Raw genomic sequence first — 21,974 nt, forward strand, 5'->3', positions numbered from 1 at the left:
TGGAATCTTGCATGCTTCCCAGTCTACGGACGGCGCAATGGCTGCCGGCAGGGCACTACCTGACTTCGCGGACGGCTCCGCGGTCTGCGGAAGTTGCCATGGCGGCATACGCGCGCAGTGCCTTGGTGACCTTTCGCTGGCGGGTGGTGGGGGTCCAGGGCTTGTCGGAGGCCTCCATCTCGGCACGGCGCTGCTCGATCTCAGCGTCGGAGATGTTTAACTCGAGGCGACGTTCGTGGACGTCGATCGTGATGGGATCGCCATCGCGAACCAGACCGATCAGACCGCCGTGCGCAGCCTCGGGGGAGATGTGGCCGACGGACAGGCCAGACGTACCACCGGAGAAGCGTCCGTCGGTGATCAGTGCACATTCCTTGCCCAGGCCAGCGCCCTTGAGGAACGCAGTCGGGTGCAGCATCTCTTGCATTCCCGGCCCACCGGCAGGCCCCTCATAGCGGACGACTACCACGTGTCCGGGCTTGACCTTCTTGTCCAGGATCACACGTACGGCTTCTTCTTGAGATTCAACAACCAGCGCGGTGCCTTCAAAGTGCCAGATTGACGGGTCAACACCCGCGGACTTGATCACAGCACCGTCTTCGGCGAGGTTGCCGCGCAGGATAACCAATCCGCCGTCCGTGGTGTATGCGTGCTCTACATCGCGGATGACGCCACCTTCTGCGTCGGTATCCAGGCTGGACCAACGGTTCTCTGTGCTGAATGGCTCGGTCGTGCGGACCCCACCGGGGGCAGCATGGAACAACTCGATGGCTTCTTCTGTGGCGGCGCCAGAGCGGATATCCCAGGCCAGCAGCCACTCCTTCAGCGTGGCGGAGTGGACGGAGTGGACGCCTTCGTTCAGTTTGCCGGCACGATAGAGCTCGCCCAGAATGGCGGGGATTCCGCCTCCGCGGTGGACGTCCTCCATGTGGTAATCGGAGTTCGGGGAAACCTTCGACAGGCAGGGAACCTCGCGGGAAAGCTGGTCGATGGAGTGGAGGTCGAAATCAACTTCGCCCTCCTGGGCAGCTGCCAAGATGTGCAACACGGTGTTCGAAGATCCGCCCATTGCCATGTCCAGTGCCATGGCATTTTCAAACGCTTCGCGAGTCGCAATGTTGCGCGGCAGGACGGAGGCGTCACCTTCGCCGTAGTAGCGGCGGCAGAGTTCGACGATGGTCGTGCCAGCCTTGGTGAACAGATCACGGCGCTTGGCGTGGGTAGCCAGCGTGGAACCATTGCCCGGTAGCGAAAGCCCCAGTGCCTCGGTCAGGCAGTTCATCGAGTTGGCGGTGAACATGCCGGAGCAGGATCCACACGTCGGGCAGGCGGCGGACTCAACTTCCAACAGAGACTGCGCATCAACCTTGTCGGAAGCAGAGGCCGAGATGGCGGTAATGAGATCCGTCGGAGCTTGCACGACGCCATCGACAGCCACCGCCTTGCCTGCCTCCATCGGCCCACCGGAAACGAAAACCACCGGGATGTTCAGACGCATGGCGGCGTTCAGCATGCCGGGTGTGATCTTGTCGCAGTTGGAGATGCAAACTAACGCATCGGCTGCGTGGCCGTTGACCATGTACTCCACGGCATCAGAAATCACTTCGCGGCTTGGCAGCGAATAGAGCATGCCCGCGTGCCCCATGGCAATGCCATCGTCTACGGCAATGGTGTTGAACTCGCGGGGCACACCGCCTGCCTCGCGGATGGCGTCGGCGACGATTTCGCCAACGTCTTTCAGGTGCACGTGCCCCGGGACAAATTGTGTGTAAGAGTTCGCGATGGCGATGATGGGCTTCTCGAAGTCCTTGTCCGTCATGCCTGTGGCACGCCATAGGGCGCGAGCGCCTGCGGCGTTACGGCCTTGGGTGGTGACGGTGGATCTCAAGGGGATGGCATTCATGCTGTTCTCGGTTCTCGTCTTCGTCGTTGAAGGTCTGTTCTGTTTTTAGCAGTTTTCGACTGGCCACCGTGCGCAACTGCTGATTTTGGTTTGCGCTATTCGCTAGTTTCAGTGTTGCGCTCGGCGTTTCCCCGCTCGGCGTTTCCTTGCTTGGAGCTGCCTTCCGGTACTTCAGCTTCTGTTTCCACTCCCGCTTCGCGGCGGCGCTGCTTTTCGTACTCCTTGTACTCGTCCTTGTCCATGAGAACGGCGTATCCGTCCTTGTTGACCACCTGAACCTTGTCCTCCGTCGCTTCGCGTGCTGGGGTGACAGGGTCGGGGATACGTCCGCCACTTACCTTGTGTAGGTCGATAAGGGAGTTGAAAGTAATGCCGGGAAGCCAGAAGCTATTTTCCTGCTTGTCCACTGCGTAGGCGCGTCCGGCTCGGTTAAAGCGCAGCGCCCGGAAGTCTTCCCACTGCATGGTTTTGCCTGCGCGGAAGAGGTAGCGCGTGGTGATGGCTTTGTCGGTGACGGTGGTGCGCACTCGCAAAGTCCACAGAATAAACACTAGCGGCACCAGTGGAACCCAGAAAAACCAGGCGACCTTATAGCCCGTGAAAAGTAGGCAGATCAAGAACATAACGATCCCGCCGAGGATGTGTTCACGGCTGGGATGGAAAACCTTCGAGCTCATGTATGTCATTTAATCAGCCGCGGGTGGTGTCGGTCGCATTGGGCTCGTTCTGCGCATTAGGGTTTTGCGTTGCGCTTTGACCGCCATTAGCAGGCGCACTCGTGCGCGCCTGTCCGTTTTGTCTATTGGGATTACCAGCGGATGTTTCGGCGGTGCTTCCGGAGGAGCCGCCGTCTACACTTTGACTGTTTCCGCCTGCTTCGGAGTTGTTTTCGTTGGCATTGCCGTCTGTCACATTGCGGTCTGTCACGCTGCTGTCCGCGACATTTCCGTCCGTGGCATTGCTTTCTGTTGCGTTATCGGCGGTTGCGCTCTCGCCCGTTGCATCGGAGTCGGACGTCTCATTTGCCTTTGGATCCACTGTCGATTCGCTCTTGGGTTGGCGATCGCGCCAATAATCCGGGGAAAGCCATCCGGTGTCGCCACCCTCCGGGTTGGACGACGCCAAGGCCAACCCGCCGACCAGGAGCAGCGCCAAGATCAGACCCGTTGTTGATGGGCGGGTACGGCCTCCTATGCTCATTAGCTTCTTGAACTTTGACTTGTACTCAGCGTTGCGCCAAATGCCCTCGAACTCGGCCGACTCTTCGTCGCCTGTCTTATCTTCGATTGACTCGGCTGCAATGTCCGCATCATGTGTGCTGCCTTTAGCGGCTGTATCAGCGACTGTTCCGTCCGAGGTGACCTGGCCAGCGTGTGCGCCTCGCGTACGGCCAACGGTACCGTCGCTATCAAGTGGCTTGACTCCCGGACCATCGTCCTTCGAAGCGGGATGAAGCGGGTTATCAACTGTGGATGGAGTAGATCCTTGCTCTGCCTTAGCCGCGTCGCTTGCGGCTGCATGGGAATGCTGAGTGGGCAAGACTTCCGTGGGAGCCAGCGCGTGCTCTGCCGCTACGGCCTTACGGGGGTCGGTAGAGGGAGTTTCAGCACCGCCGAGGAACGCCCGTGGCATGTCGTAGCGATCCCAGAACACGTTGACCAGCGCCGACCGCAGAACACGTTCCACTGCCCATTGGCGCGCTGGGTTCACAACGACCATCACACGAAAGTTCACCTGCCACGGCTGCCCAGCAGCGGTGGGGGCGACAATATCCGTGGCAGGCAAAACTTCTAATTCGCCCGTCACGTCGTCGGCGATCGATTCGTCTTCCAAAGCGCGACCTGCAGTCGTTTCGACGCGCTGCGTTAGCTTCGACATGGACTCGCCCGGCTGCAGAGGAACGGCCAGGTCGACTACCGCGCGCGACCAGTCTTGGGAGTAGTTGGTAATTACACCGGCTGAGCCGTTGGGGATGGTTACGACCTCGCCGGAAGCCGTGCGAACCTTCGTGGCACGCAATGTCAGCCCGACGACGGTGCCGGAAATGTTGCTGGATGTTCCGTCGAAGGCGACGAAGTCGCCCACACCGAATTGACGCTCGGAGATGATGAAGAAGCCTGCGAGGAAATCGCCAATCACGTTCTGTGCACCGAAACCAATAGCAGCCGACACCACCGTTGCTGGCAGTGCGGCGCCCATTGCGGGTACGCCGAGATTGGTTAGCCCGAGCATGATGATTGCGAAATACGCAATTGCCTGCAATACGTAGACCAGTGCGCCGACGAGAGCTAGGCGCGACTTGGTGGCCTCTTCGCCCTCGTCAAATCGACTGCTAACAATGCGAATCGCCAAACGACCCAAGCGCGGGATCAAAATTGCGATAATTATTAATGCGCTCAAAGGAATGCCGTGAACGACTAGCCATTCCCAGAGTTGGAAAGCATAGAACTTCAACATGGTATTCCACCGTAGTCAGGGAACCTGTTGGGAAGCTGGCAGTCGTCGGCAAAAGGCCGGTTTTTGGCTTGAGATCGGCCGGCCGTGTGGCGCCGGGAAACACAGGTCGGGGGCGGTTTTAGGATGTTCAATATGTGAGATCACGGCGCCATACTTTGAGAAACATGTGGTCAAACGCTTGACTGCCTTGCTGGAAAGCGCTATATTTAGAGCCATGAAATCCACGCAACTAGTACGAGTACTCATTATCGAGGGGCGCCACTAGCTTCCTCGTCGAGCTCGACACGGCGCCCCCGACAACCGACTCACAGGGTCGGCTGCTTGGGGGCTTTTGTTGTTTGTTGTGTGGAGGACATACATCCAAACCGAACAAGCGATTCCACACCGAAGATTTTCGGCTTTTCGCTTCCTAGAGGCGGTAGGCGACCCAGAGTTGCGCCAACCGTTCCGGGAGCTAAGGGCAAAGAATTGAAGGCAGGACGGACTCAAGGACTCAAGGAGCGAAGGAAAACGTGACACACACATCACGCTCGCAACCCAGCCCCGCCACCTTGGCGAAGCACCCCCGCGGCAAGCAGCCGGAGCGAATTAACGGCGCACAGGCCGTGGTGCGCTCGCTAGAAGAGCTAGGCGCCGACGTAGTATTCGGCCTGCCTGGCGGCGCCGTGCTGCCGCTCTACGAGGCTCTTTACGACTCCGAAAAGCTGAACCACATCCTCGTTCGCCACGAGCAGGGCGCTGGTCACGCTGCCACCGGCTACGCGCAGGCTACCGGCCGGGTGGGCGTGTGCATCGCAACGTCCGGGCCGGGTGCGACGAACCTGGTAACCCCCATCGCTGACGCCAACATGGACTCCGTTCCCCTGGTTGCGATCACCGGCCAGGTGGGAAAGGGGCTGCTGGGTACTGACGCCTTCCAGGAGGCAGATATTCGCGGCGTCACCATGCCGATCACCAAGCACAACTTCATGGTGACTCGCCCGGAGGACATCCCTGGCGCCATCGCGGAGGCCTTCCATGTAGCCTCCACTGGCCGCCCGGGTGCGGTGTTGGTGGATATCCCAAAGGATGTGCAGAATGCAGAATTAGATTTCAGCTGGCCACCGACGTATGAGCTGCCCGGCTACCGGCCAGTCACCAGCCCGCACCCGCGGCAGATCGAGGAAGCTGTACGGATGATCAGCGCTGCAAAGCGCCCGACGCTGTACATCGGCGGTGGCGTCATTAAGGCAGAGGCTCACGCGGAGCTGCTGGAATTTGCAGAGGCGAACGACATCCCAGTCGTCACGACTCTTATGGCACTGGGTAGCTTCCCGGCCTCGCACCCGCTGTACATGGGCATGCCGGGCATGCACGGAAGTGTTCCGGCGGTGGCAGCGCTGCAGCGTTCCGACCTGCTGATCACCATCGGCGCCCGCTTCGACGATCGCGTCACCGGTCACGTGGAGAGTTTCGCGCCCGATGCGAAAGTCATCCACGCCGACATCGACCCGGCAGAGATCGGCAAGATCCGCGAAGCTAATGTGCCGATTGTCGGAGACGCTAGGGAAGTACTTGCAGCTCTCCATCAGGCGATGCGTAACCTGGACCTGAAGAAGCCCGCTACCGCGGGCTGGCTGAACTACCTGCGCAAGCTGAAGCAGGACTTCCCCCGCGGCTATGATGAGCAGCCCAATGGCAAGCTCGCTCCGCAGTATGTGATTGAAACGCTGTCGAAGACCGTCGGGCCGGAAGCTATCTATGTTGCCGGCGTGGGGCAGCACCAGATGTGGGCTGCGCAGTTCGTCGACTACGAGAATCCTCGCACCTGGCTGAACTCCGGTGGCCTCGGCACAATGGGCTACTCCGTGCCCGCGGCCATGGGTGCGAAGGCCGGCAAGCCAGATACCTCCGTTTGGGCCATCGACGGTGATGGCTGCTTCCAGATGACCAACCAAGAGCTCGTTACCTGCGCGGTGGAGAAACTGCCCATCAAGGTTGCTCTTATAAACAACGGAAACCTCGGCATGGTGCGTCAGTGGCAGACGCTGTTCTATGACCAGCACTACTCCCACACCAACCTGAAGCCGGGGGAGACGTACCTGCCGGACTTCCTCATGCTGGCGGAGTCCATGGGCTGCGCGGCATTCCGCGTCACGAAGCCAGAAGACGTGGAGCCGACCATCCGTAAGGCGGAGGAAATCAACGACCGCCCGGTCGTCATCGACTTCATCGTTGGCGAGGACGCGCAGGTGTGGCCAATGGTCGCCGCCGGCACGTCCAACGAAGAAATCCAGTACGCGCGCAACCTGCGACCGTTGTTCGACGAGGAATCCTCGGCGGCGGAAGAGCCCGCGGAGATCCACGAGATCACCCAGGAAGGTGAGGAAGACTAATGAGCACGAGTAAGGAACAGGTCCACACTCTGTCCGTCCTGTGTGAGGACGTTGACGGTATCGTCTCGCGAATCTCCGGCATGTTCACCCGCCGTGCGTTCAGCATCATCTCGATCAGCTCGGGGCGCACGGAAGTGGAGGGTATCAACCGCATCACCATCATTGTCGAAGGTGAGGATCATGTGGTCGAGCAGATCACGAAGCAACTGAACAAGCTGATCCCCGTTATTAAAGTCACCCGTCATGATCCGGAGGTAATCGTCTCCCGCGGCTTGATGATGGTGAAGGTTTCCGCAGACAACTCGAACCGCACCCAGGTTGTGGAGTCCGCCAAGCTATTCCGTGCCCATGTCGTGGACGTCGGCCCGGAGTCGGTCATCATTGAGTGCACCGGTACGCCGTCGAAGTTGCGGGCTTTGCTGGATGTTCTGGAACCGTTCGGCATTCGCGAGTTGGTTGAAGCCTCACCGACTGCGATTAGCCGTGGCCCTCGTGCCATGTATCCGGCGAATCTTTAGGTTCTTTGGTGACGCCTTCAGCTTGCAGCCGGGTGGGCGTCACTACCTACGAAAGAGGGCAAGAAGCCAACAGGGTTCACTATGTGGACACAAAAGTCTCACTAAATGAAATAAAGTCTGCTATAAATGTAGATAGTCAACGAAAGGATGCTCCCTATGGCAATTGATGTTTTGTACGACGACGACGCTGATCTGTCGATCATCCAGGGTCGCAAAGTAGCCATCATCGGCTACGGCTCCCAGGGCCACGCACACGCGCAGAACCTGCGCGAGTCCGGCGTGGAGGTTGTTATCGGCCTACGTGAGGGCTCCAAGTCCCGTGCAAAGGCGGAAGAGGCTGGCTTCACTGTGAAGACCAACGCAGAGGCTGCAAAGTGGGCCGACGTGATCATGCTGCTGGCTCCGGACACCTCCCAGGCGAAGATCTTCACCGAGGACATCGAGCCGAACCTGAATGACGGTGATGCACTGTTCTTCGGACACGGCCTGAATATTCACTTCAAGCTGATCGAACCGGCTGAGAACATCATCATCGGCATGGTTGCGCCGAAGGGGCCGGGTCACCTGGTTCGCCGTCAGTTCGTTGATGGTAAGGGTGTTCCTTGCCTCATCGCCGTGGAGCAAGATCCGAAGAGCAATGGTCGCGACCTGGCGCTGTCCTACGCTGCTGCTATCGGCGGTGCGCGCGCCGGCGTGATCCCGACGACCTTCGAGGCGGAGACCGTTACCGACCTGTTCGGCGAGCAGGCCGTTCTGTGTGGTGGCACCGAGGAACTGGTCAAGACCGGTTTCGAAGTTCTGGTCGAGGCTGGCTACGAGCCGGAGATGGCCTACTTCGAGTGCCTGCACGAGATGAAGCTGATCGTGGATCTGATGTTCGAGGGCGGCATCGGCAACATGAACTACTCCGTGTCTGACACGGCAGAGTTCGGTGGCTACCTGTCCGGTCCGCGCGTCATCGACGCGGATACCAAGAAGCGCATGAAGGACATTCTGTCCGACATTCAGGACGGAACTTTCACCAAGCGCCTGGTTGCCAACGTCGAGGGTGGCAACAAGGAGCTGGAGGAGCTGCGTGCTTCCTACAATGATCACCAGATCGAGCAGACTGGCGCTAAGCTTCGCGACCTGATGAGCTGGGTTAAGGTCGACGCTCGCGCCGAGACTGCGTAGGGCAGCCTGCCCAAACAGGCTTCCCTAAAAGCTGCGCGCTCCCAGTCCCCATTTTCAATAAGTTGTCAATAAGGTTGAAGTTGCTTAAAGTGAGGGCATGAACGCTCCAGCAAGTGCAGCTCAACAACAACCGCAGAACCGTGGTGGTGTCGATGAACACCGCCACGGTTCTGCGTATTCGCACTATGTTCCGACGAGTTCTCCGCTGCGCGCGTTGCTTATCGTTCTCGGAGTCACTGGCACAGTCTTCTTTGCAGAGTTGATTGGTGGCCTGATTACCGGCTCCGTCGCGCTGCTCGCCGATGCTATGCACATGCTGTCGGACGCTGCCGGGCTGATTATTGCCGTCGTAGCCATTTTTATCGGCCGTCGAGCTGCTACAGTGCAGGCGACATTCGGCTATCGACGGGTAGAAGTGGTCGCCGCACTCGTTAATGCGGTGACTGTGTTGGGGATTTCAATCTGGATTGTGGTTGAGGCGTTCCAGCGGCTCCACCAGCCGGTTGAGATTATGGCCGGTCCGATGATGATTATCGCCGTGATCGGTCTTCTGGCCAACGCGATCTCCGCGTGGGTTTTGAATCGCCAACGGGATCACTCTGTCAATGTGCAAGGTGCATTCCTGCATGTGTTGGCGGACATGTTGGGATCCGTCGCGGTGCTTGTGGCTGGCGGTGTGATTATCGTGACCGGCTGGCAATATGCCGACGTTATTGCTTCGCTGGTAATCGCTGCGCTGGTACTGCCGCGGGCTTGGCAGCTGATGATGCAGGCCCTACGCATTTTGCTCGAGCAAGCTCCTCCGGGGTATCAACCCGCTGAGATCGACGCTTTGCTGCGGCAGGTCGACAACGTGCTGGACGTGCACGACCTGCACTTGTGGTCGCTGGATGGCACAAGCGCTCTAGCCTCAGTGCACCTTGTGGTTCCGGACGGCTGTGACCCAGCTTCGGTGCTGTGCGCGGCACAGCAGGAATTACAGGAGTGGGGGATTGCGCACGCCACCATTCAGGTGGAGCGTGCCGCACACGCAGGCCATGAGGGGCCGCAAAATGTCTGCTAAGGGCTCGGAAAACTGTTCACAATAGCGGCAAGTCTAGGATATAGGCTTACCTTGTTTAGGTAACCCTAAGTCGGGTAGTGTCTGGGGAATGATGAATTCTCGAAAATCCCTGCGCGGCTCCCTTCGACGCGCCCTTGCCCTCATAGTCGCGACGATTCTAGGAGCCACAACTTTGGTTGCATGCGGTTCCGGTGGCACCAACGATAACGGCGCAAAAGATGGCGAGTTGCGGGTCGTTGCTCTGGACTGGCGTTATGAGGAAATCCTCGAGGCTCTGGGCGTAAAACCGGTAGGAATTGTCGAGATCGGCAAGTCATCCGGGCCGAAAACCCTGGAGGGCAAGCTCGAGAGCATCGAATCGGTCGGCCAGGCTAAGCAGCCAAACCTGGAGGTTATTCAGTCTCTTGAGCCCGATTTGATCCTCGCTAGCCCAACGCGTCAGGAATCGATCATGCCCCAGCTGGAGGAAATTGCGGAGACAAAGTCCTACAGCGACGCCAGCTACACCGACGTCCTTGATGCCATGGATGACATCGCAAAGAAGCTGGGCAAAGAAGATAAGGCAAAGGAGATCCGCGAGCGTATTGAAGGCAAAGTCTCAGAGGCAAAGAAGCTCGTTAAGCCGGACACTCGTGCTGCACTGGTTGGATGGTCGAAGGGCACTCTCTATGCGTGGATCAAGGATTCCTTCGCAGGATCCCTTCTTTCTGACGCCGGCTACGTCTACGGCTACGACGGTTCCCGCACCGCGATCGAATCCAAGACTGACGTTGCTGAAATGACAGGCGATAAGCTCCCGGCGATGAAGCTGGATCGAATGTACCTGTACAACGACATTGAAGGCTTTAAGTCCAGCCCATACAAGGACGTGGTCAAGGACATCGTGGACGTGGAGCAGGACACGTGGTCCCGATCTCGAGGCCCACTGGCCGCAGAAGCAATGCTGGATCAGATCATCGAAACGGAAAACGCTCGCAAATAAACGCACCTTCGAGCGTCAGCGACCGAGGGAAGTGAAGTGCAAAGAGAGCTACAACCACGCCGTACAACGCAGTGGATCCTGCTGGCGCTGGGGTTGGCCGTCATTCTCGCGACGTGGGTTTGGCGCATGAACAGTGTGGAAGTGCCTCCGAACGCGCCAGAACTGGCAGGGGAGGTGCACGCCGTCATGCGCGACCGGCTTTTGGCGGCGACAGCGATCGGCCTGGCCTTGGGTGCCGCGGGTGTGTTGCTGCGCACCGCTACTCGCAATCCACTAGCGGATCCGGAAATCACTGGCGTGAACGCTGGGGCGGCGTTTGGCGCGGTTCTGTGCACGACGATAACGGGATCGGTGTCCGGCGCCGCGGTGCTGCCGGGTGCACTGTGTGGCGCGGCGCTTGGAGCGCTGATAACGGTGGGCATTGGAATGCGTGTAACAGTAGGAGATCCGACCGGTGCTCAGTCGGTACAGAGGATGATTCTGCTGGGCATAGCTGTTTCTGCACTATTCTCAGCATGCACTGCGATCACTTTGGTGATCGATGAGGCCCAGCTTTCGACTGTCCTGTCGTGGCTTTCGGGCCGCTTGGGTGGGGTGCGTTTCGGGGACGTAATACCCAGCATGATTGCTGTTGCGGTGGTGTTGCCTCTCGCGATTGCTGTTGGTCGGGGGCTAGATACTCTCTTTGCTGGTGACGCCCTTTCGTCCTCCGTCGGAGCTAACCCCCACCGGCTACGAATATTTGCGGTCGTGGGCGCCGTGCTACTGATCGCCCCGGCGGTTGCAGCTGCCGGACCGATCGGTTTTCTTGGCCTGATGGCAGCGGTTGTGGCGCATCGGGCGGCAGGTCCGCGGCACCGGGCGGGGCTGGTAATTGCTCCCGTGGTGGGTGCAGCGGTTCTGTTAGTGGCGGATTCCGTGGCGCAGGCGTTGTGGGCTCCCGCGGAGACTCCGGTGGGCGTGGTAACTGCCATTGCCGGTGTGCCACTGCTGCTATGGGGGATTAATCGACTTCAACCGGGCGGTGCGCGCCGATGAACAACAGGAGGAATAGCAGGTTGAATCGCACGCTAATCTCCCGGCGTGGCTCCGGCTTCAAGGCGACTCGCGTTGTAGCGGTGTACGTAGCTCTCCTGGGTCTGCTGGCGTTCGCAATAGTCTTGGGGCTCAGTGTCGGGGCTGTTATGAAGCCTCCAGCGGACACAATTCACGACCTTTTCACGGGCGGGAAACTTATTTGGCGCTATCGCATGCCCCGCGTGCTTGTAGGTATCCTCGCTGGCGCGGCCATGGCTGTCTCCGGTGCGCTATTACAGCTTGCATTGCGTAATCCGCTGGCAGCGCCGGATACTGTGGGCGTCACCGCGGGTGGCGGTCTTGCCGCCGTAGCGGCTCTGTTAAGTGTCGGAGCATTGCCGGCGCAGGCGCTTACTCCAGTGGCGTTCGTTGGTGCACTGGTAGGTGCAGGCCTGGTGTTACTGCTTGCCGGGCGGGGAGCAACTGATCCGGTACGGCTCACTCTCACAGGAGTGGCGGTCTCTGTTGGTTTGGGCGCGCTTACTCAGCTGCTACTGGTGAAAGCTGCCCCGGAAGCCGGTGCGGCAATGACGTGGCTCAAAGGCTCGCTTTACGCCCGCACTCTCGCAGATGCGCAAGTCGTAGGGCCCGTGGTGCTGGTGGTCATCGCAGTAGCAGTCGTGCTCTCTAGGCATCTGGACATGCTAAACCTGGACTCTTCGGCAATGGCAGGAGTAGGCGTCAGCGAGCGCACATGGCGTACGGTGACAGTGTTGTTTGCGATTCTGCTGGGGGCTGCCGCGGTAGCTGCGGCGGGTGTACTGGGGTTTGCAGGATTGATCGTTCCGCATGCTGCGCGCTTGCTTGTCGGCGGGGTGGGAAGGCGAGTGTTGCCTGTATCCGCTTTGGCAGGTGCGGGACTTGTCGTTCTGTGTGACGCTCTCGGCCGCTGGGTATTCGCTCCCACCGAAATCCCTGTGGGGGCGTTGATCTCCATTGTCGGCGCCCCATATTTCATTTATCTCTTGTTACGTATGTCGCGAAGTCCAGCGGGCGCTTCCGCAATGCCCACCACGGATGAAAGGAGTTCCTGATGAGCGAGACTGCCTTGCGTACTGAAAATATCACGGTGGGTTACGGTGGCCCCGATGTCTTGAAAGATGTTTCCCTCCAGGTTCCGGAGGGGAAGATTACCGCCCTTATTGGCCCGAACGGCTGCGGAAAATCTACGCTGCTGCGAGCGTTGGGGCGTCAACAACCAATCGCAAAGGGGCAGGTCTACCTTGGTGATCGCACTATCCAAGAGATGAGCGCCCGAGAGTTTGCCCGGCATGTATCCTTCCTGCCGCAGCAACCCATTACTCCTGAAGGAGTGAGCGTCCGGGAGGTTATTGCTTATGGTCGATACCCATACACCGGTGCTTTTGCCTCGTTGAAGGCGGAGGATCACCGCGCGGTAGAGGAAGCGGCAGAGCGTGCTGGGGTTACCGCTCTCCTTGACATACCGGCAACGGATCTGTCGGGTGGGCAACGCCAACGTGTATGGGTGGCGATGACGGTGGCCCAGCAAACTCCCGTGCTGCTCCTCGACGAGCCGACGACCTATTTGGACCCCGCGCACCAGATTGCAATTCTGGACTTGGTACGGGATCTCAATGTCGCCGGCCGGACTGTCGTGATGGTTGTGCACGACATGACGCACGCGGCTCGTTTCGCTGATTCCATTGTCGCTATGTACGACGGCAAGGTACTCGCGGCGGGGGAGACGGAAGAAGTTATGTCCCCAGGGCTCGTTGAAAAACTCTTTGGGATTTCCTGTTTGGAAGTGCGGGATCCGGAAACGGGTCGAGTGTTGCCAATCCCGTATCGCTAACCGCAACGCACCCCTAATGAAAACGGATCTCAATAACGTGTAGTATCCCTACGCATGAGACACCTGCATAGCCATACTCACGATCACCCGACCGCAAGCGACCCAGAGGTGAGCAGCACACCGGTTACAGTTCTGTCCGGCTTCCTCGGCTCAGGTAAAACCACACTGCTGAACGACCTGCTGGCCAATCGCGGGGGTCGCCGGATCGCGGTGATCGTCAATGATTTCTCGGAAATCAACATCGACGCCGCCCTGATCGCTGGCGAAGGTCATCTGACCCGCGGCGAGGACCGCTTCGTCGAACTCACCAACGGCTGCATTTGCTGCACACTGCGTGAGGATCTGGTGGAATCCGTGGGCACACTCGCACGCAGCGGTGACTTCGACCATATAGTCATCGAATCCACCGGCATCTCCGAACCCATGCCTGTCGCAGCGACCTTCGAATGGCGTTGGGAGGACGGCACTCGTCTTGCAGACGTTGCGCCGATCGACACAATGGTCACTCTTGTCGACGCCGCCCAGTTCCTGCAGCAAATAGGGCAGAAGAAGCTGCTCACAGAGGCGGATTTGCAGGCGACTGAGGAAGATGAGCGGACGATCGCGGACCTATTGGTCGATCAGGTCGAGTTCGCGGACATTATCTACGTCACCAAGGCGGACCTAGTTAGCGAGGAACACTATCGCGCCACCGTCGCCCTGTTGCACAGGATGAACCCGCGGGCGCGCATCGAAAAGCTCATTCACGGCCGTATCGTCACCGCTGGATCGCTGGGCGGGAACGGGACCCCTGGTGGCTTGTCAGGCAGCGCGGCTGAGGTGACGGATACTGCGGACGGCGCCGGGCGGTCGGCCGTCGACGATATCCTCGGCGCCCAGCTATATGACGAGGCCACAGCCCGCGCCTACGAGGGCTACCTCGATGAGTTGGAAAACCCCCACACCCCAGAAACTGAGGAATATGGCATCAGTTCCGTGGTCTTCCGCGGGGATCGCCCCTTCGATCGGGGTAGGTTGATCGAGGCGCTTCGCTCCACGACCGGATTGGTGCGCTCCAAGGGCTACTGCTGGATTGCCGACCGTCCTGAGCTAGCTCAGGTCTGGCATCAAGCTGGCCCCGATCTGCGGATTCAGCCCGCCGGTGGATGGCGGCAGGTTGGGCTCACCCCCTCCAGCGAAGTGGTGCTTATCGGCGTCAATTTCGATGCAGACAGAGCAGTACAGCGTTTCCGGAAGGCAATGCTGAGTGACGCAGAGGTAAAGGATATGCTGTAAGGGTCGCACGTCACATTTGGATGGCGTGGTCCCTTCCCGCGTCGGCGCGGTCGTTTCGGCGCGGGCGAGGCAACGCACGCACCTCAGGAGAAACATTCGTGAGTAACAACCGTCCGGTAGTCCTCATCGCCGATAAGCTGTCCCAGTCCACCGTCGACGCCCTTGGTGATTCCGTCGAGGTTCGCTGGGTCGATGGCCCGAACCGCCCAGAACTGCTGAAGGCAGTCACAGACGCAGACGCGCTGCTGGTCCGCTCCGCAACCACCGTTGACGCCGAGGTACTCGAGGCAGCGCCGAAGCTGCAGATCGTCGGCCGTGCAGGCGTGGGCCTGGACAACGTCGACATCGAGACCGCTACCTCCCGTGGCGTGATGGTTGCCAACGCTCCGACCTCCAACATCCACTCCGCCTGCGAGCACGCCATCAGCCTGCTGCTATCCACCGCCCGTCAGATCCCGGCGGCGGACAAGACCCTGCGCGACGGAGAGTGGAAGCGCTCCTCCTTCAAGGGCGTGGAGATCCTGGGCAAGACCATCGGCATCGTCGGCTTCGGCCACATCGGCCAGCTGTTTGCGCAGCGCCTGGCCGCCTTCGAGACCGAAATCATCGCCTACGACCCGTACGCGAACCCCGCCCGCGCCGCACAGCTGGGCGTGGAGCTGGTGGAGCTGGAAGAGCTGATGGGTCGCTCCGACTTCGTGACGATCCACCTGCCGAAGACCAAGGAAACCGCGGGTATGTTCAACGCGGACCTGCTGGCCAAGTCCAAGAAGGGGCAGATCATCATCAACGCCGCCCGTGGCGGCCTGGTGGACGAGGCCGCCCTGGCAAAGGCCATCAAGTCCGGCCACATCCGCGGCGCCGGCTTCGACGTATACGCTTCTGAGCCTTGCACCGACTCTCCGCTGTTCGAGCTGGAAGAAGTCGTTGTTACGCCGCACCTGGGCGCTTCCACCGTAGAGGCTCAGGACCGCGCTGGTACCGACGTTGCCGCATCCGTCTTGAAGGCTCTGTCCGGCGACTTCGTGCCTGACGCTGTGAATGTTTCCGGTGGCAAGGTCTCCGAAGAGGTTGCCCTGTGGCTGAACCTGGCCACCAACCTGGGTCGCGTGGCCGGCGAGCTGCTGAACGGCGCTCCGAGCACCGTGACTGTCACCGCCCGAGGTGAGCTGTCCACCGAGTCCGTTGACGCACTGGGCCTGGCTGGCCTGCGTGGCGTGTTCTCCGGCGTGATCGACGAGCAGGTCACCTTTGTTAACGCTCCGCAGATCGCCGAAGAGCGCGGCGTGGAGCTGGATGTACAGACCCACGACGAGTCCGTCAGCCACCGCTCCGTCCTGGAGGTTAAGGTTGTCGGCACCGATGGCGCTACCGCCTCCGTCGCAGGTGCGCTGACGGGCCTGCAGCACGTGGAGAAGATCGTTCGCATCAACGACCGCGGCCTGGATCTGCGCGCCACAGGCACCAACCTGTTCCTGGTTTACCCGGACCAGCCGGGAGCGCTGGGCAAGGTCGGTACGCTGCTAGGCGGCAAGGGCATCAACATCGACGCCGCCGCACTGTCCCCGACCAACGATGAGTCGCAGGCTACGCTGGTTCTGCGTGTCGCCCAGGATCTGGATCAAGAGCTGGTCGACGAGGTCAAGGCAGAGCTGAGCGCCTCCAACGCGTTCGTGCTGAACTTCTAATGGTTTAAGCGATAGTTGTTATCGCGTCAGGCCGGGCAGGATCTGCCCGGCCTTTTCTATTGACGCCCCACGCCGCGCAGCTACAGGTAGTGCTGTACCTTCTGCGCGATGTCCGGCCAGTGTAGATCGAGCTGACGGGAGGCGCGGCGGTTTAAGATCCAGGCGACGCCGATGATGATGACCCCGTGGAGCAGTACGCCTGCCCAGCTCAGAAGTGGGATGTCGGCAATGCTGTCGCTGTTGCCAGCGGAGGTCTCCAGTGGGATGAGCGTTAGAAGCGCACCCGGCAGGATGGATAGGCTCAAGGTCAGCATGATCACGAATGCGGAGATGATAGCGCTGGAACCACCGTTACGCTGCTTAAAGGCGTTGGTTCCCGGTGCGGTGGTCTGGGAGGGGAAGTAGGCGGCGCTGAAGTTCGCCATGGCGGAGGCGATAAAGACGGTCCCCAGCGTCAAGGCGCTGGCTAGAAGCCAGGCGGCGCTGAAGCTCTTGAAAGCTCCCGCGGCGATGCAAATAATCAGCCATATTGGGAGCAATACCGTCACGGTGGAAAGGGTGCGGCTGGTGACGATCTGCTTGCCGCGCACACCGGCGACCATGTGCACCCAGTTGGACGGCCCGTCCATGCCCAGGGAGTTGCCCGCCACCTGTTGGGGGCCAAGGGATACAAAGAACATCGCGAACCACAGCATCCAGCTGCTGTCGCTATTGGTCATTCCCATCAGCATGTAAAAAGCGCAGAAGACGACCACGAAGGTCAAGCTCATTACGAAGCGGTTATCGCGGCGCCAATAGCGAATCTCGCGGGAGTACAGTGCGCCAACGGGGGATGCGGGGACTCGCGGCAGTAGTAGGCTGTCTCCCTTCGCTGCCCGGGTAGCATGCTGAGGAGGGAGGGGATTGTTCAGGTCGTGCTTGACGGCCACGCGCAGCACAACAGTGACTGCAAGGATTGAAACGAGGCAGATTACACCCTTGGCGATGCCCGTATTGACGCCACCATTTCCCATGTCGGTCATGTCAGCGGCAGCGCCAGCGGCGGCGGCGAAGGGAGTCCAGGACATGATCGTGGAGCTGGTCTCCACGGCGGCGGTGGGATCCGAGCCATCGGAAAGCAACTGTGGAGAGAGGTACAGTGTCAAAAAGCTGAAAGTGACGACGAAACCGGCGACATTGCCCCAGAGTTCGCTGAACTTGGTGGCAATGCTGCTGAGCGCAGCAGCGAGAGCTTCTCCCGCCAGGAGGGTGAATACTAGTTGGAGTACGCACCCGAGTATCCACAGCGCGCCGGCGCCGGGGGAATCCATCTTCGCAAAGGCGAGGTAACCGAGCACAGACATGATGATCGTGTTGACCAGCGAGATCGCGGCGCGGGAGTTGAGGAACATTGCCGTGACCATGCCTGGCAGGAGGTCACGGTCGGATAGCGGCAACGAGCTAAACATGCGTGGATCTAGCATGCGTTCCTCGCTGGGAAAGATAGCTGATAGCGCCAGGTAGAGCACGCTGCCGAGCCCCATCGTCAGCACGAACATGGCCGGGTTGCCGTCGGACACGAGGATTCCGTAGCTGGTAAAGGCCAGACCAACACAGCCCATCACTGCGAAAATGGTGATGGCTACGGAAGAAATGATCATCTGGATATTGCCTGTAAAGGCGTGTGCCCAGAGTGTGCAGTGGAGTTTGAGAAGGGTCTTGGTTTTCGACACTGGTCCTACCCTTCGTGGTGGTGGGTGGGCAGGTCACGTCCGCTGTGTTCGGCTTGTCCACCGCGCAGCCAGCCGAAGGATTGCGTATCCAGCTGCTTGCCGCCCACGGCCTCCACGAAACGTTCGGAGAGGGACTTGCCCGCGCGCACCTGCTCGGTGGTACCGGCAGCAACGACGGTGCCCTGGTTGATGATTGCCACATGGTCGCAGAGGCCTTCTACCAGTTCCATGACGTGCGAGCTCATGATGACCGTGCCGCCCGCGCCGACATAGCGTCGCAGGATAGTGCGGATAACTTCGCCGGAAACGGGATCCACGGCTTCAAAAGGCTCGTCCAGGATGAGTACCTCCGGGCTGTGCAAAAGGGCACCGGCCAGCAGGATTTTCTTCTTCATGCCCGCGGAGTAGTCGGCGATGTACTTCTTTCCGGCGTCTTCCAGGTCGAGTGCGCGCAGCAGGTCTGCGATACGCTGCTGCAGTTCGTCGCCGGGGATGTCGCGGAGGTAGCCCAGATACTCAAGGTATTCCTTGCCGCTGAGGCGCTCGAAAACGGGAAGGCCGTCCACCAGCAGACCGTAACCACGCTTTGCTGCCAGTACTTCCTCTTCGGGTTGGGTGTTCTCGAGGTCGCTCCACAATGGGTGGCCGGCGATCCAGGAGTTACCGCCATCGGGGCGAATTATGCCCGTTGCTGCGAGGATGGCGGTGGTTTTACCGGCGCCGTTAGGGCCGACAATTCCGTAAAAGCTGCCCTTTGGCACGGTGAGGCTGAGATTATTTACCGCCACCTTGCCAGGGAAATTCTTATATAGATTGCGGATGACCAGCGCTGCGTCGCTGACCTCCGGATTTGTAGTTGTATGTGAGGGATATGGCTCGTAAGTCATGTTCTTCACACTAACAGCGGCGTCTGTTTAGAGGTGTCAAAGAAGTGTTTCTGTCGCCGCGGAGGTGTGAGCGCCTTGGAAGTAATCCATTTTTAGGTTGTTAGGCAAGTGCTGTCCGGGTGTCGTGCTATGGTCATAATTGACCAGCTAGTGAGACAAAGGAGTTCATATAATGAAACTCGCAGTGATTGCCGGTGATGGAATCGGTACTGAAGTAACGGCAGAAGCACTGAAAGTTCTGCACGCCCTGCGCGACGATGTAGAGACCACCGACTACGACCTCGGTGCTCGCCGCTACCTGCGCAATGGTGAACTCCTGACCGACGCAGACCTGGAATCCCTGCGCGAACACGACGCGATCCTGCTGGGGGCCATCGGGGATCCCCGCACCGTACCCGCTGGAGTGCTGGAGCGAGGTTTGCTGCTGCCACTGCGCTTCAAGCTCGATCACGCAGTGAACCTCCGTCCGTCAAAGCTGTATCCCGGATCTTCCAGCCCGCTGGCGAACCCGGGTGATATTGACTTCGTCGTCGTGCGAGAGGGAACCGAAGGCCTCTACTGCGGCAACGGCGGCACTCTGCGCGAGGGTACTGACCACGAGGTGGCGTCCGAAGTATCCCAAAACACCTACTTCGGTGTGGAGCGCGTGGTGCGCGATGCTTTCGAGCGCGCACAGAGCCGACGCAAGAAGCTGACATGGGTGCACAAGACGAATGTGCTGGTGAATGCCGGTGGCCTGTGGCAGCGCGCGATCGAGACAGTGGGGCAGGAGTACCCCGAAGTTCAGGTGGATTACAACCACATCGATGCCGCGACGATCTACATGGTCACCAAACCACAGGAATACGACGTCATTGTGACGGACAACCTCTTCGGAGACATCCTCACTGACCTGGCGGGCGCAGTCACCGGTGGTATCGGCCTGGCAGCCTCGGGCAACATCGACCCCTCGCGAAAGAACCCCTCCATGTTCGAGCCGGTCCACGGCTCCGCACCGGACATCGCGGGCCAGGGGATTGCGGACCCCTGCGCGGCGATCCTGTCCGTCGCGCTCATGCTGCGCCATTTGGGCGATGACGCCAAAGCGGAAGCCATTGAGGCCGCGGTTCTGGCGGAGGCAAGCTCACGCGACGGCGGCCCCGTCAAGACTGCGGAGGTTGGCGACCGCGTCGTCGCAAACCTGAAATAGGAAAAGCTGCCAGCCCGGTACTTAGGCCGGGCGAGTGCGCCGTGGTTTGCCGCGCTGCGCTGTGCTCTACTGTGCGCGCAGCGTCTTCGACCACAACTCCTTGCCACGGGTGGTGAACAGCCGGACGGTGAGATCCTTCGAACCACCATCGATATCCACCTCTCCGAAGTGCTGGAAATCATCCAGCGGCGAGGAGTTCTGCTTATCCTTCGCCGGTGCGTGCACGTACACAACCTCCGGACCGAAGGTGCCGTCCATTTTGTTCGGACCGAATCCGCCGGCGTTCAACGGGCCAGAGACGAACTCCCAGAACGGTGCGAAATCCTGGAAGACCGCGCGATCCGGCGAGTAGTGGTGCGCAGCGGTGTAGTGCACGTCGGCGGTGAGCCACACAACATTTCGCACATCCTTGATGCCACTGAGGACGCGACCGATCTCCGCCTCGCGACCCACAGCCTTGCCACCCGCGCCATTTGATACGCCCTCCTGGTCATCCCCATCCGGCACGACGATGCCCAGCGGAAGGTCATTGGCGATGATCTTCCACGTAGCGGTGGAATTCTTAACTCCGTCGATCAGCCACTTTTCCTGCTTCGGCCCCAGAATGTGCCCCGGCTTGGTGGCAGACGCTCCGGCATCCGGGTTGCGATCCTTGTAGCTGCGCATATCCAGTACGAAGATATCCAGCAGCGAGCCGTAGGAAATCTTGCGGTAAACGCGGCCATCCACCGCCATCTTCCGATCCAGTGGCTGCCACTCATGGAAGGCCTGGAAGCCGCGCTGCGCCAGCAGATTTACATCCTTGACCTGGTACTTGTCGTCTTCCAGGATCTCGCCTGGGTACCAGTTGTTCGTCGTCTCGTGGTCATCCCACTGCACCAGCTGTGCGACCTTGGAGTTGAACAGCTTGTAGTTCTCGTCCATCAGGTTATAAGCGTGCTGGCCGCGGAACTCCTCCAGAGTTTCGGCCACCTTGTTTTTATACGGGCTGGTGAGGTTCTTAAACACGCGACCGTCGTCCAGTTTGTGGTTCGCTTCGATCGGGCCATCGGCGTAGACCGTATCGCCGGAGTGAATAAACAGATCCGGGTTGCGATCCGCCATTGTCTTCCAGCAGTACATGCCACCGATGTCCGGGTTGATGCCGTAGCCCTGACCCGCCACATCGCCGGACCAGTGCAGGCGAATGTTCTTGTGCGCCTTTTTAGCGCCCGGGGCGGTACTCGGTGCGGTGGTGAAGCTGCCGATGACCGGCACGGAGCGCATGGAGGTCTCCTGATCCTCCATGGTCACGCGGTAGTGGATCTTCTTACCCGGCTCCAACCCGACCAAGCGGAGGCGGCCGGTTCCATCCGTTTCTGGGGTAAGAACGCTGTTGCTGCGGAAGGTTTTGGTCTTGTGCCGTGGAAACGCCGGATCTGTCGAGGCTTCGACGATCATCCGCGCCGGTCGATCGACACGGGACCACACGAGACCGCCGTCGGGGCGTACATCGCCGGTTGCGACGCCATGTGTCATCACCGGACGGGAGCGACGAAGTCCCACCGATCCCACTGCGCCGCTGGAGCCCACCGATGATCCGGCTGTGGAACCGGCCATGCTTCCGGCTTGCGAACCAAGAGCCTGCGCGACTCCGGTGCCGAGCAGGATGGCACCAGTGGTACCGGCTCCCGCTAGGAATGCACGGCGGGTGGTGAGGGAAGCAGAGTGTGTGGAAGGCGTGTGCGAGGGGGAATCGAAATTGGAGGATTGAGGATTATTTCTGCGAGAAGTCATAACGGCCAAATTAACGATTCAATCTGTCGTAGCCGTGACGCAGAAACGAACTCACGGTTAATAGGTGAATAGTGGGCACAAGAGGA

At 59.9% G+C, this 21,974-nt stretch carries 17 protein-coding genes; 11 read left to right on the top strand and 6 right to left on the bottom strand.

Going from position 1 to position 21,974, the window contains the following annotated elements:
• Positions 1-55: 55 nt before the first annotated feature.
• The 3 genes from ilvD to ACUY2T_RS03115 form a co-directional block, all read right to left on the bottom strand.
• The gene (gene ilvD, locus ACUY2T_RS03105; RefSeq protein WP_293789872.1) at positions 56-1,903 is read right to left on the bottom strand and encodes a dihydroxy-acid dehydratase; all 1,848 of its coding nucleotides are present in this window, start codon (positions 1,901-1,903) and stop codon (positions 56-58) included.
• 95 nt (positions 1,904-1,998) lie between these two features.
• Positions 1,999-2,580, bottom strand: a complete 582-nt coding sequence (locus tag ACUY2T_RS03110; RefSeq protein WP_448307532.1) for a PH domain-containing protein — start codon at positions 2,578-2,580, stop codon at positions 1,999-2,001.
• Between the two features lie 13 nt (positions 2,581-2,593).
• Positions 2,594-4,360, bottom strand: a complete 1,767-nt coding sequence (locus tag ACUY2T_RS03115) for a mechanosensitive ion channel family protein (RefSeq protein WP_448307533.1) — start codon at positions 4,358-4,360, stop codon at positions 2,594-2,596.
• Positions 4,361-4,872: 512 nt separating this feature from the next.
• Between ACUY2T_RS03115 and ACUY2T_RS03120 the strand changes: the two genes are divergently transcribed.
• From ACUY2T_RS03120 to serA, 10 genes are all read left to right on the top strand, one after another.
• Positions 4,873-6,735, top strand: coding sequence for an acetolactate synthase large subunit (locus ACUY2T_RS03120; protein ID WP_448307534.1), 1,863 nt, complete (start codon positions 4,873-4,875; stop codon positions 6,733-6,735).
• Complete coding sequence (gene ilvN / locus ACUY2T_RS03125; protein ID WP_448307535.1) at positions 6,735-7,253, top strand: acetolactate synthase small subunit; 519 nt, start codon at positions 6,735-6,737, stop codon at positions 7,251-7,253. The genes ACUY2T_RS03120 and ilvN overlap by 1 nt, the downstream gene beginning before the upstream one ends.
• 156 nt (positions 7,254-7,409) lie before the next feature.
• Complete coding sequence (ilvC, locus tag ACUY2T_RS03130; RefSeq protein ID WP_448307536.1) at positions 7,410-8,426, top strand: ketol-acid reductoisomerase; 1,017 nt, start codon at positions 7,410-7,412, stop codon at positions 8,424-8,426.
• 97 nt (positions 8,427-8,523) lie between these two features.
• On the top strand, positions 8,524-9,489 hold the full coding sequence (locus ACUY2T_RS03135) for a cation diffusion facilitator family transporter (protein WP_448307537.1): 966 nt from the start codon (positions 8,524-8,526) through the stop codon (positions 9,487-9,489).
• 88 nt (positions 9,490-9,577) lie between these two features.
• Positions 9,578-10,471: an ABC transporter substrate-binding protein gene (locus tag ACUY2T_RS03140; protein ID WP_448307538.1), complete on the top strand. Its 894-nt coding sequence runs from the start codon at positions 9,578-9,580 to the stop codon at positions 10,469-10,471.
• 126 nt (positions 10,472-10,597) lie between these two features.
• Positions 10,598-11,509, top strand: a complete 912-nt coding sequence (locus ACUY2T_RS03145) for a FecCD family ABC transporter permease (protein WP_448307605.1) — start codon at positions 10,598-10,600, stop codon at positions 11,507-11,509.
• A 20-nt stretch (positions 11,510-11,529) separates the two neighbouring features.
• Entirely contained in the window at positions 11,530-12,582 is a 1,053-nt protein-coding gene (locus tag ACUY2T_RS03150) for an iron ABC transporter permease (protein WP_448307539.1), read from the top strand.
• The gene (locus ACUY2T_RS03155) at positions 12,582-13,361 is read left to right on the top strand and encodes an ATP-binding cassette domain-containing protein (protein ID WP_434829658.1); all 780 of its coding nucleotides are present in this window, start codon (positions 12,582-12,584) and stop codon (positions 13,359-13,361) included. Before ACUY2T_RS03150 ends, ACUY2T_RS03155 begins: the two co-directional genes overlap by 1 nt.
• Positions 13,362-13,415: 54 nt before the next feature.
• Positions 13,416-14,636: a GTP-binding protein gene (locus tag ACUY2T_RS03160; protein WP_448307540.1), complete on the top strand. Its 1,221-nt coding sequence runs from the start codon at positions 13,416-13,418 to the stop codon at positions 14,634-14,636.
• 98 nt (positions 14,637-14,734) lie between these two features.
• A complete protein-coding gene (gene serA, locus ACUY2T_RS03165) occupies positions 14,735-16,324 on the top strand; it encodes a phosphoglycerate dehydrogenase (RefSeq protein ID WP_448307541.1) in 1,590 nt (529 codons plus the stop codon).
• Between the two features lie 80 nt (positions 16,325-16,404).
• On the opposite strand, the gene ACUY2T_RS03170 is transcribed toward serA, so the two are convergent.
• Together ACUY2T_RS03170 and ACUY2T_RS03175 are read right to left on the bottom strand one after the other, a co-directional pair.
• Positions 16,405-18,036 carry an ABC transporter permease gene (locus tag ACUY2T_RS03170; protein ID WP_448307542.1) on the bottom strand — a complete coding sequence of 544 codons (1,632 nt, stop codon included), beginning with the start codon at positions 18,034-18,036 and terminating at the stop codon, positions 16,405-16,407.
• 5 nt (positions 18,037-18,041) lie between these two features.
• Complete coding sequence (locus ACUY2T_RS03175; RefSeq protein WP_448307543.1) at positions 18,042-18,923, bottom strand: ABC transporter ATP-binding protein; 882 nt, start codon at positions 18,921-18,923, stop codon at positions 18,042-18,044.
• A 172-nt stretch (positions 18,924-19,095) separates the two neighbouring features.
• On the opposite strand from ACUY2T_RS03175, the gene ACUY2T_RS03180 reads away from it, so the two are divergent.
• Positions 19,096-20,112 carry a 3-isopropylmalate dehydrogenase gene (locus tag ACUY2T_RS03180; RefSeq protein ID WP_448307544.1) on the top strand — a complete coding sequence of 339 codons (1,017 nt, stop codon included), beginning with the start codon at positions 19,096-19,098 and terminating at the stop codon, positions 20,110-20,112.
• A 66-nt stretch (positions 20,113-20,178) separates the two neighbouring features.
• Here ACUY2T_RS03180 and ACUY2T_RS03185 read toward each other — a convergent pair whose 3' ends face one another.
• Complete coding sequence (locus ACUY2T_RS03185; protein ID WP_448307545.1) at positions 20,179-21,888, bottom strand: alkaline phosphatase D family protein; 1,710 nt, start codon at positions 21,886-21,888, stop codon at positions 20,179-20,181.
• Between the last annotated feature and the right edge of the window lie 86 nt (positions 21,889-21,974).

The organism is Corynebacterium sp. 22-2729 (assembly GCF_053479475.1).

Bases quoted from the DNA above. Each gene is read 5' to 3' on its own strand.
- ilvD (WP_293789872.1), bottom strand. From the start codon at position 1,903: ATGAATGCCATCCCCTTGAGATCCACCGTCACCACCCAAGGCCGTAAC.
- ACUY2T_RS03110 (WP_448307532.1), bottom strand. From the start codon at position 2,580: ATGAGCTCGAAGGTTTTCCATCCCAGCCGTGAACACATCCTCGGCGGG.
- ACUY2T_RS03115 (WP_448307533.1), bottom strand. From the start codon at position 4,360: ATGTTGAAGTTCTATGCTTTCCAACTCTGGGAATGGCTAGTCGTTCAC.
- ilvN (WP_448307535.1), top strand. From the start codon at position 6,735: ATGAGCACGAGTAAGGAACAGGTCCACACTCTGTCCGTCCTGTGTGAG.
- ilvC (WP_448307536.1), top strand. From the start codon at position 7,410: ATGGCAATTGATGTTTTGTACGACGACGACGCTGATCTGTCGATCATC.
- ACUY2T_RS03135 (WP_448307537.1), top strand. From the start codon at position 8,524: ATGAACGCTCCAGCAAGTGCAGCTCAACAACAACCGCAGAACCGTGGT.
- ACUY2T_RS03140 (WP_448307538.1), top strand. From the start codon at position 9,578: ATGATGAATTCTCGAAAATCCCTGCGCGGCTCCCTTCGACGCGCCCTT.
- ACUY2T_RS03145 (WP_448307605.1), top strand. From the start codon at position 10,598: ATGAACAGTGTGGAAGTGCCTCCGAACGCGCCAGAACTGGCAGGGGAG.
- ACUY2T_RS03155 (WP_434829658.1), top strand. From the start codon at position 12,582: ATGAGCGAGACTGCCTTGCGTACTGAAAATATCACGGTGGGTTACGGT.
- ACUY2T_RS03160 (WP_448307540.1), top strand. From the start codon at position 13,416: ATGAGACACCTGCATAGCCATACTCACGATCACCCGACCGCAAGCGAC.
- ACUY2T_RS03175 (WP_448307543.1), bottom strand. From the start codon at position 18,923: ATGACTTACGAGCCATATCCCTCACATACAACTACAAATCCGGAGGTC.
- ACUY2T_RS03180 (WP_448307544.1), top strand. From the start codon at position 19,096: ATGAAACTCGCAGTGATTGCCGGTGATGGAATCGGTACTGAAGTAACG.
- ACUY2T_RS03185 (WP_448307545.1), bottom strand. From the start codon at position 21,888: ATGACTTCTCGCAGAAATAATCCTCAATCCTCCAATTTCGATTCCCCC.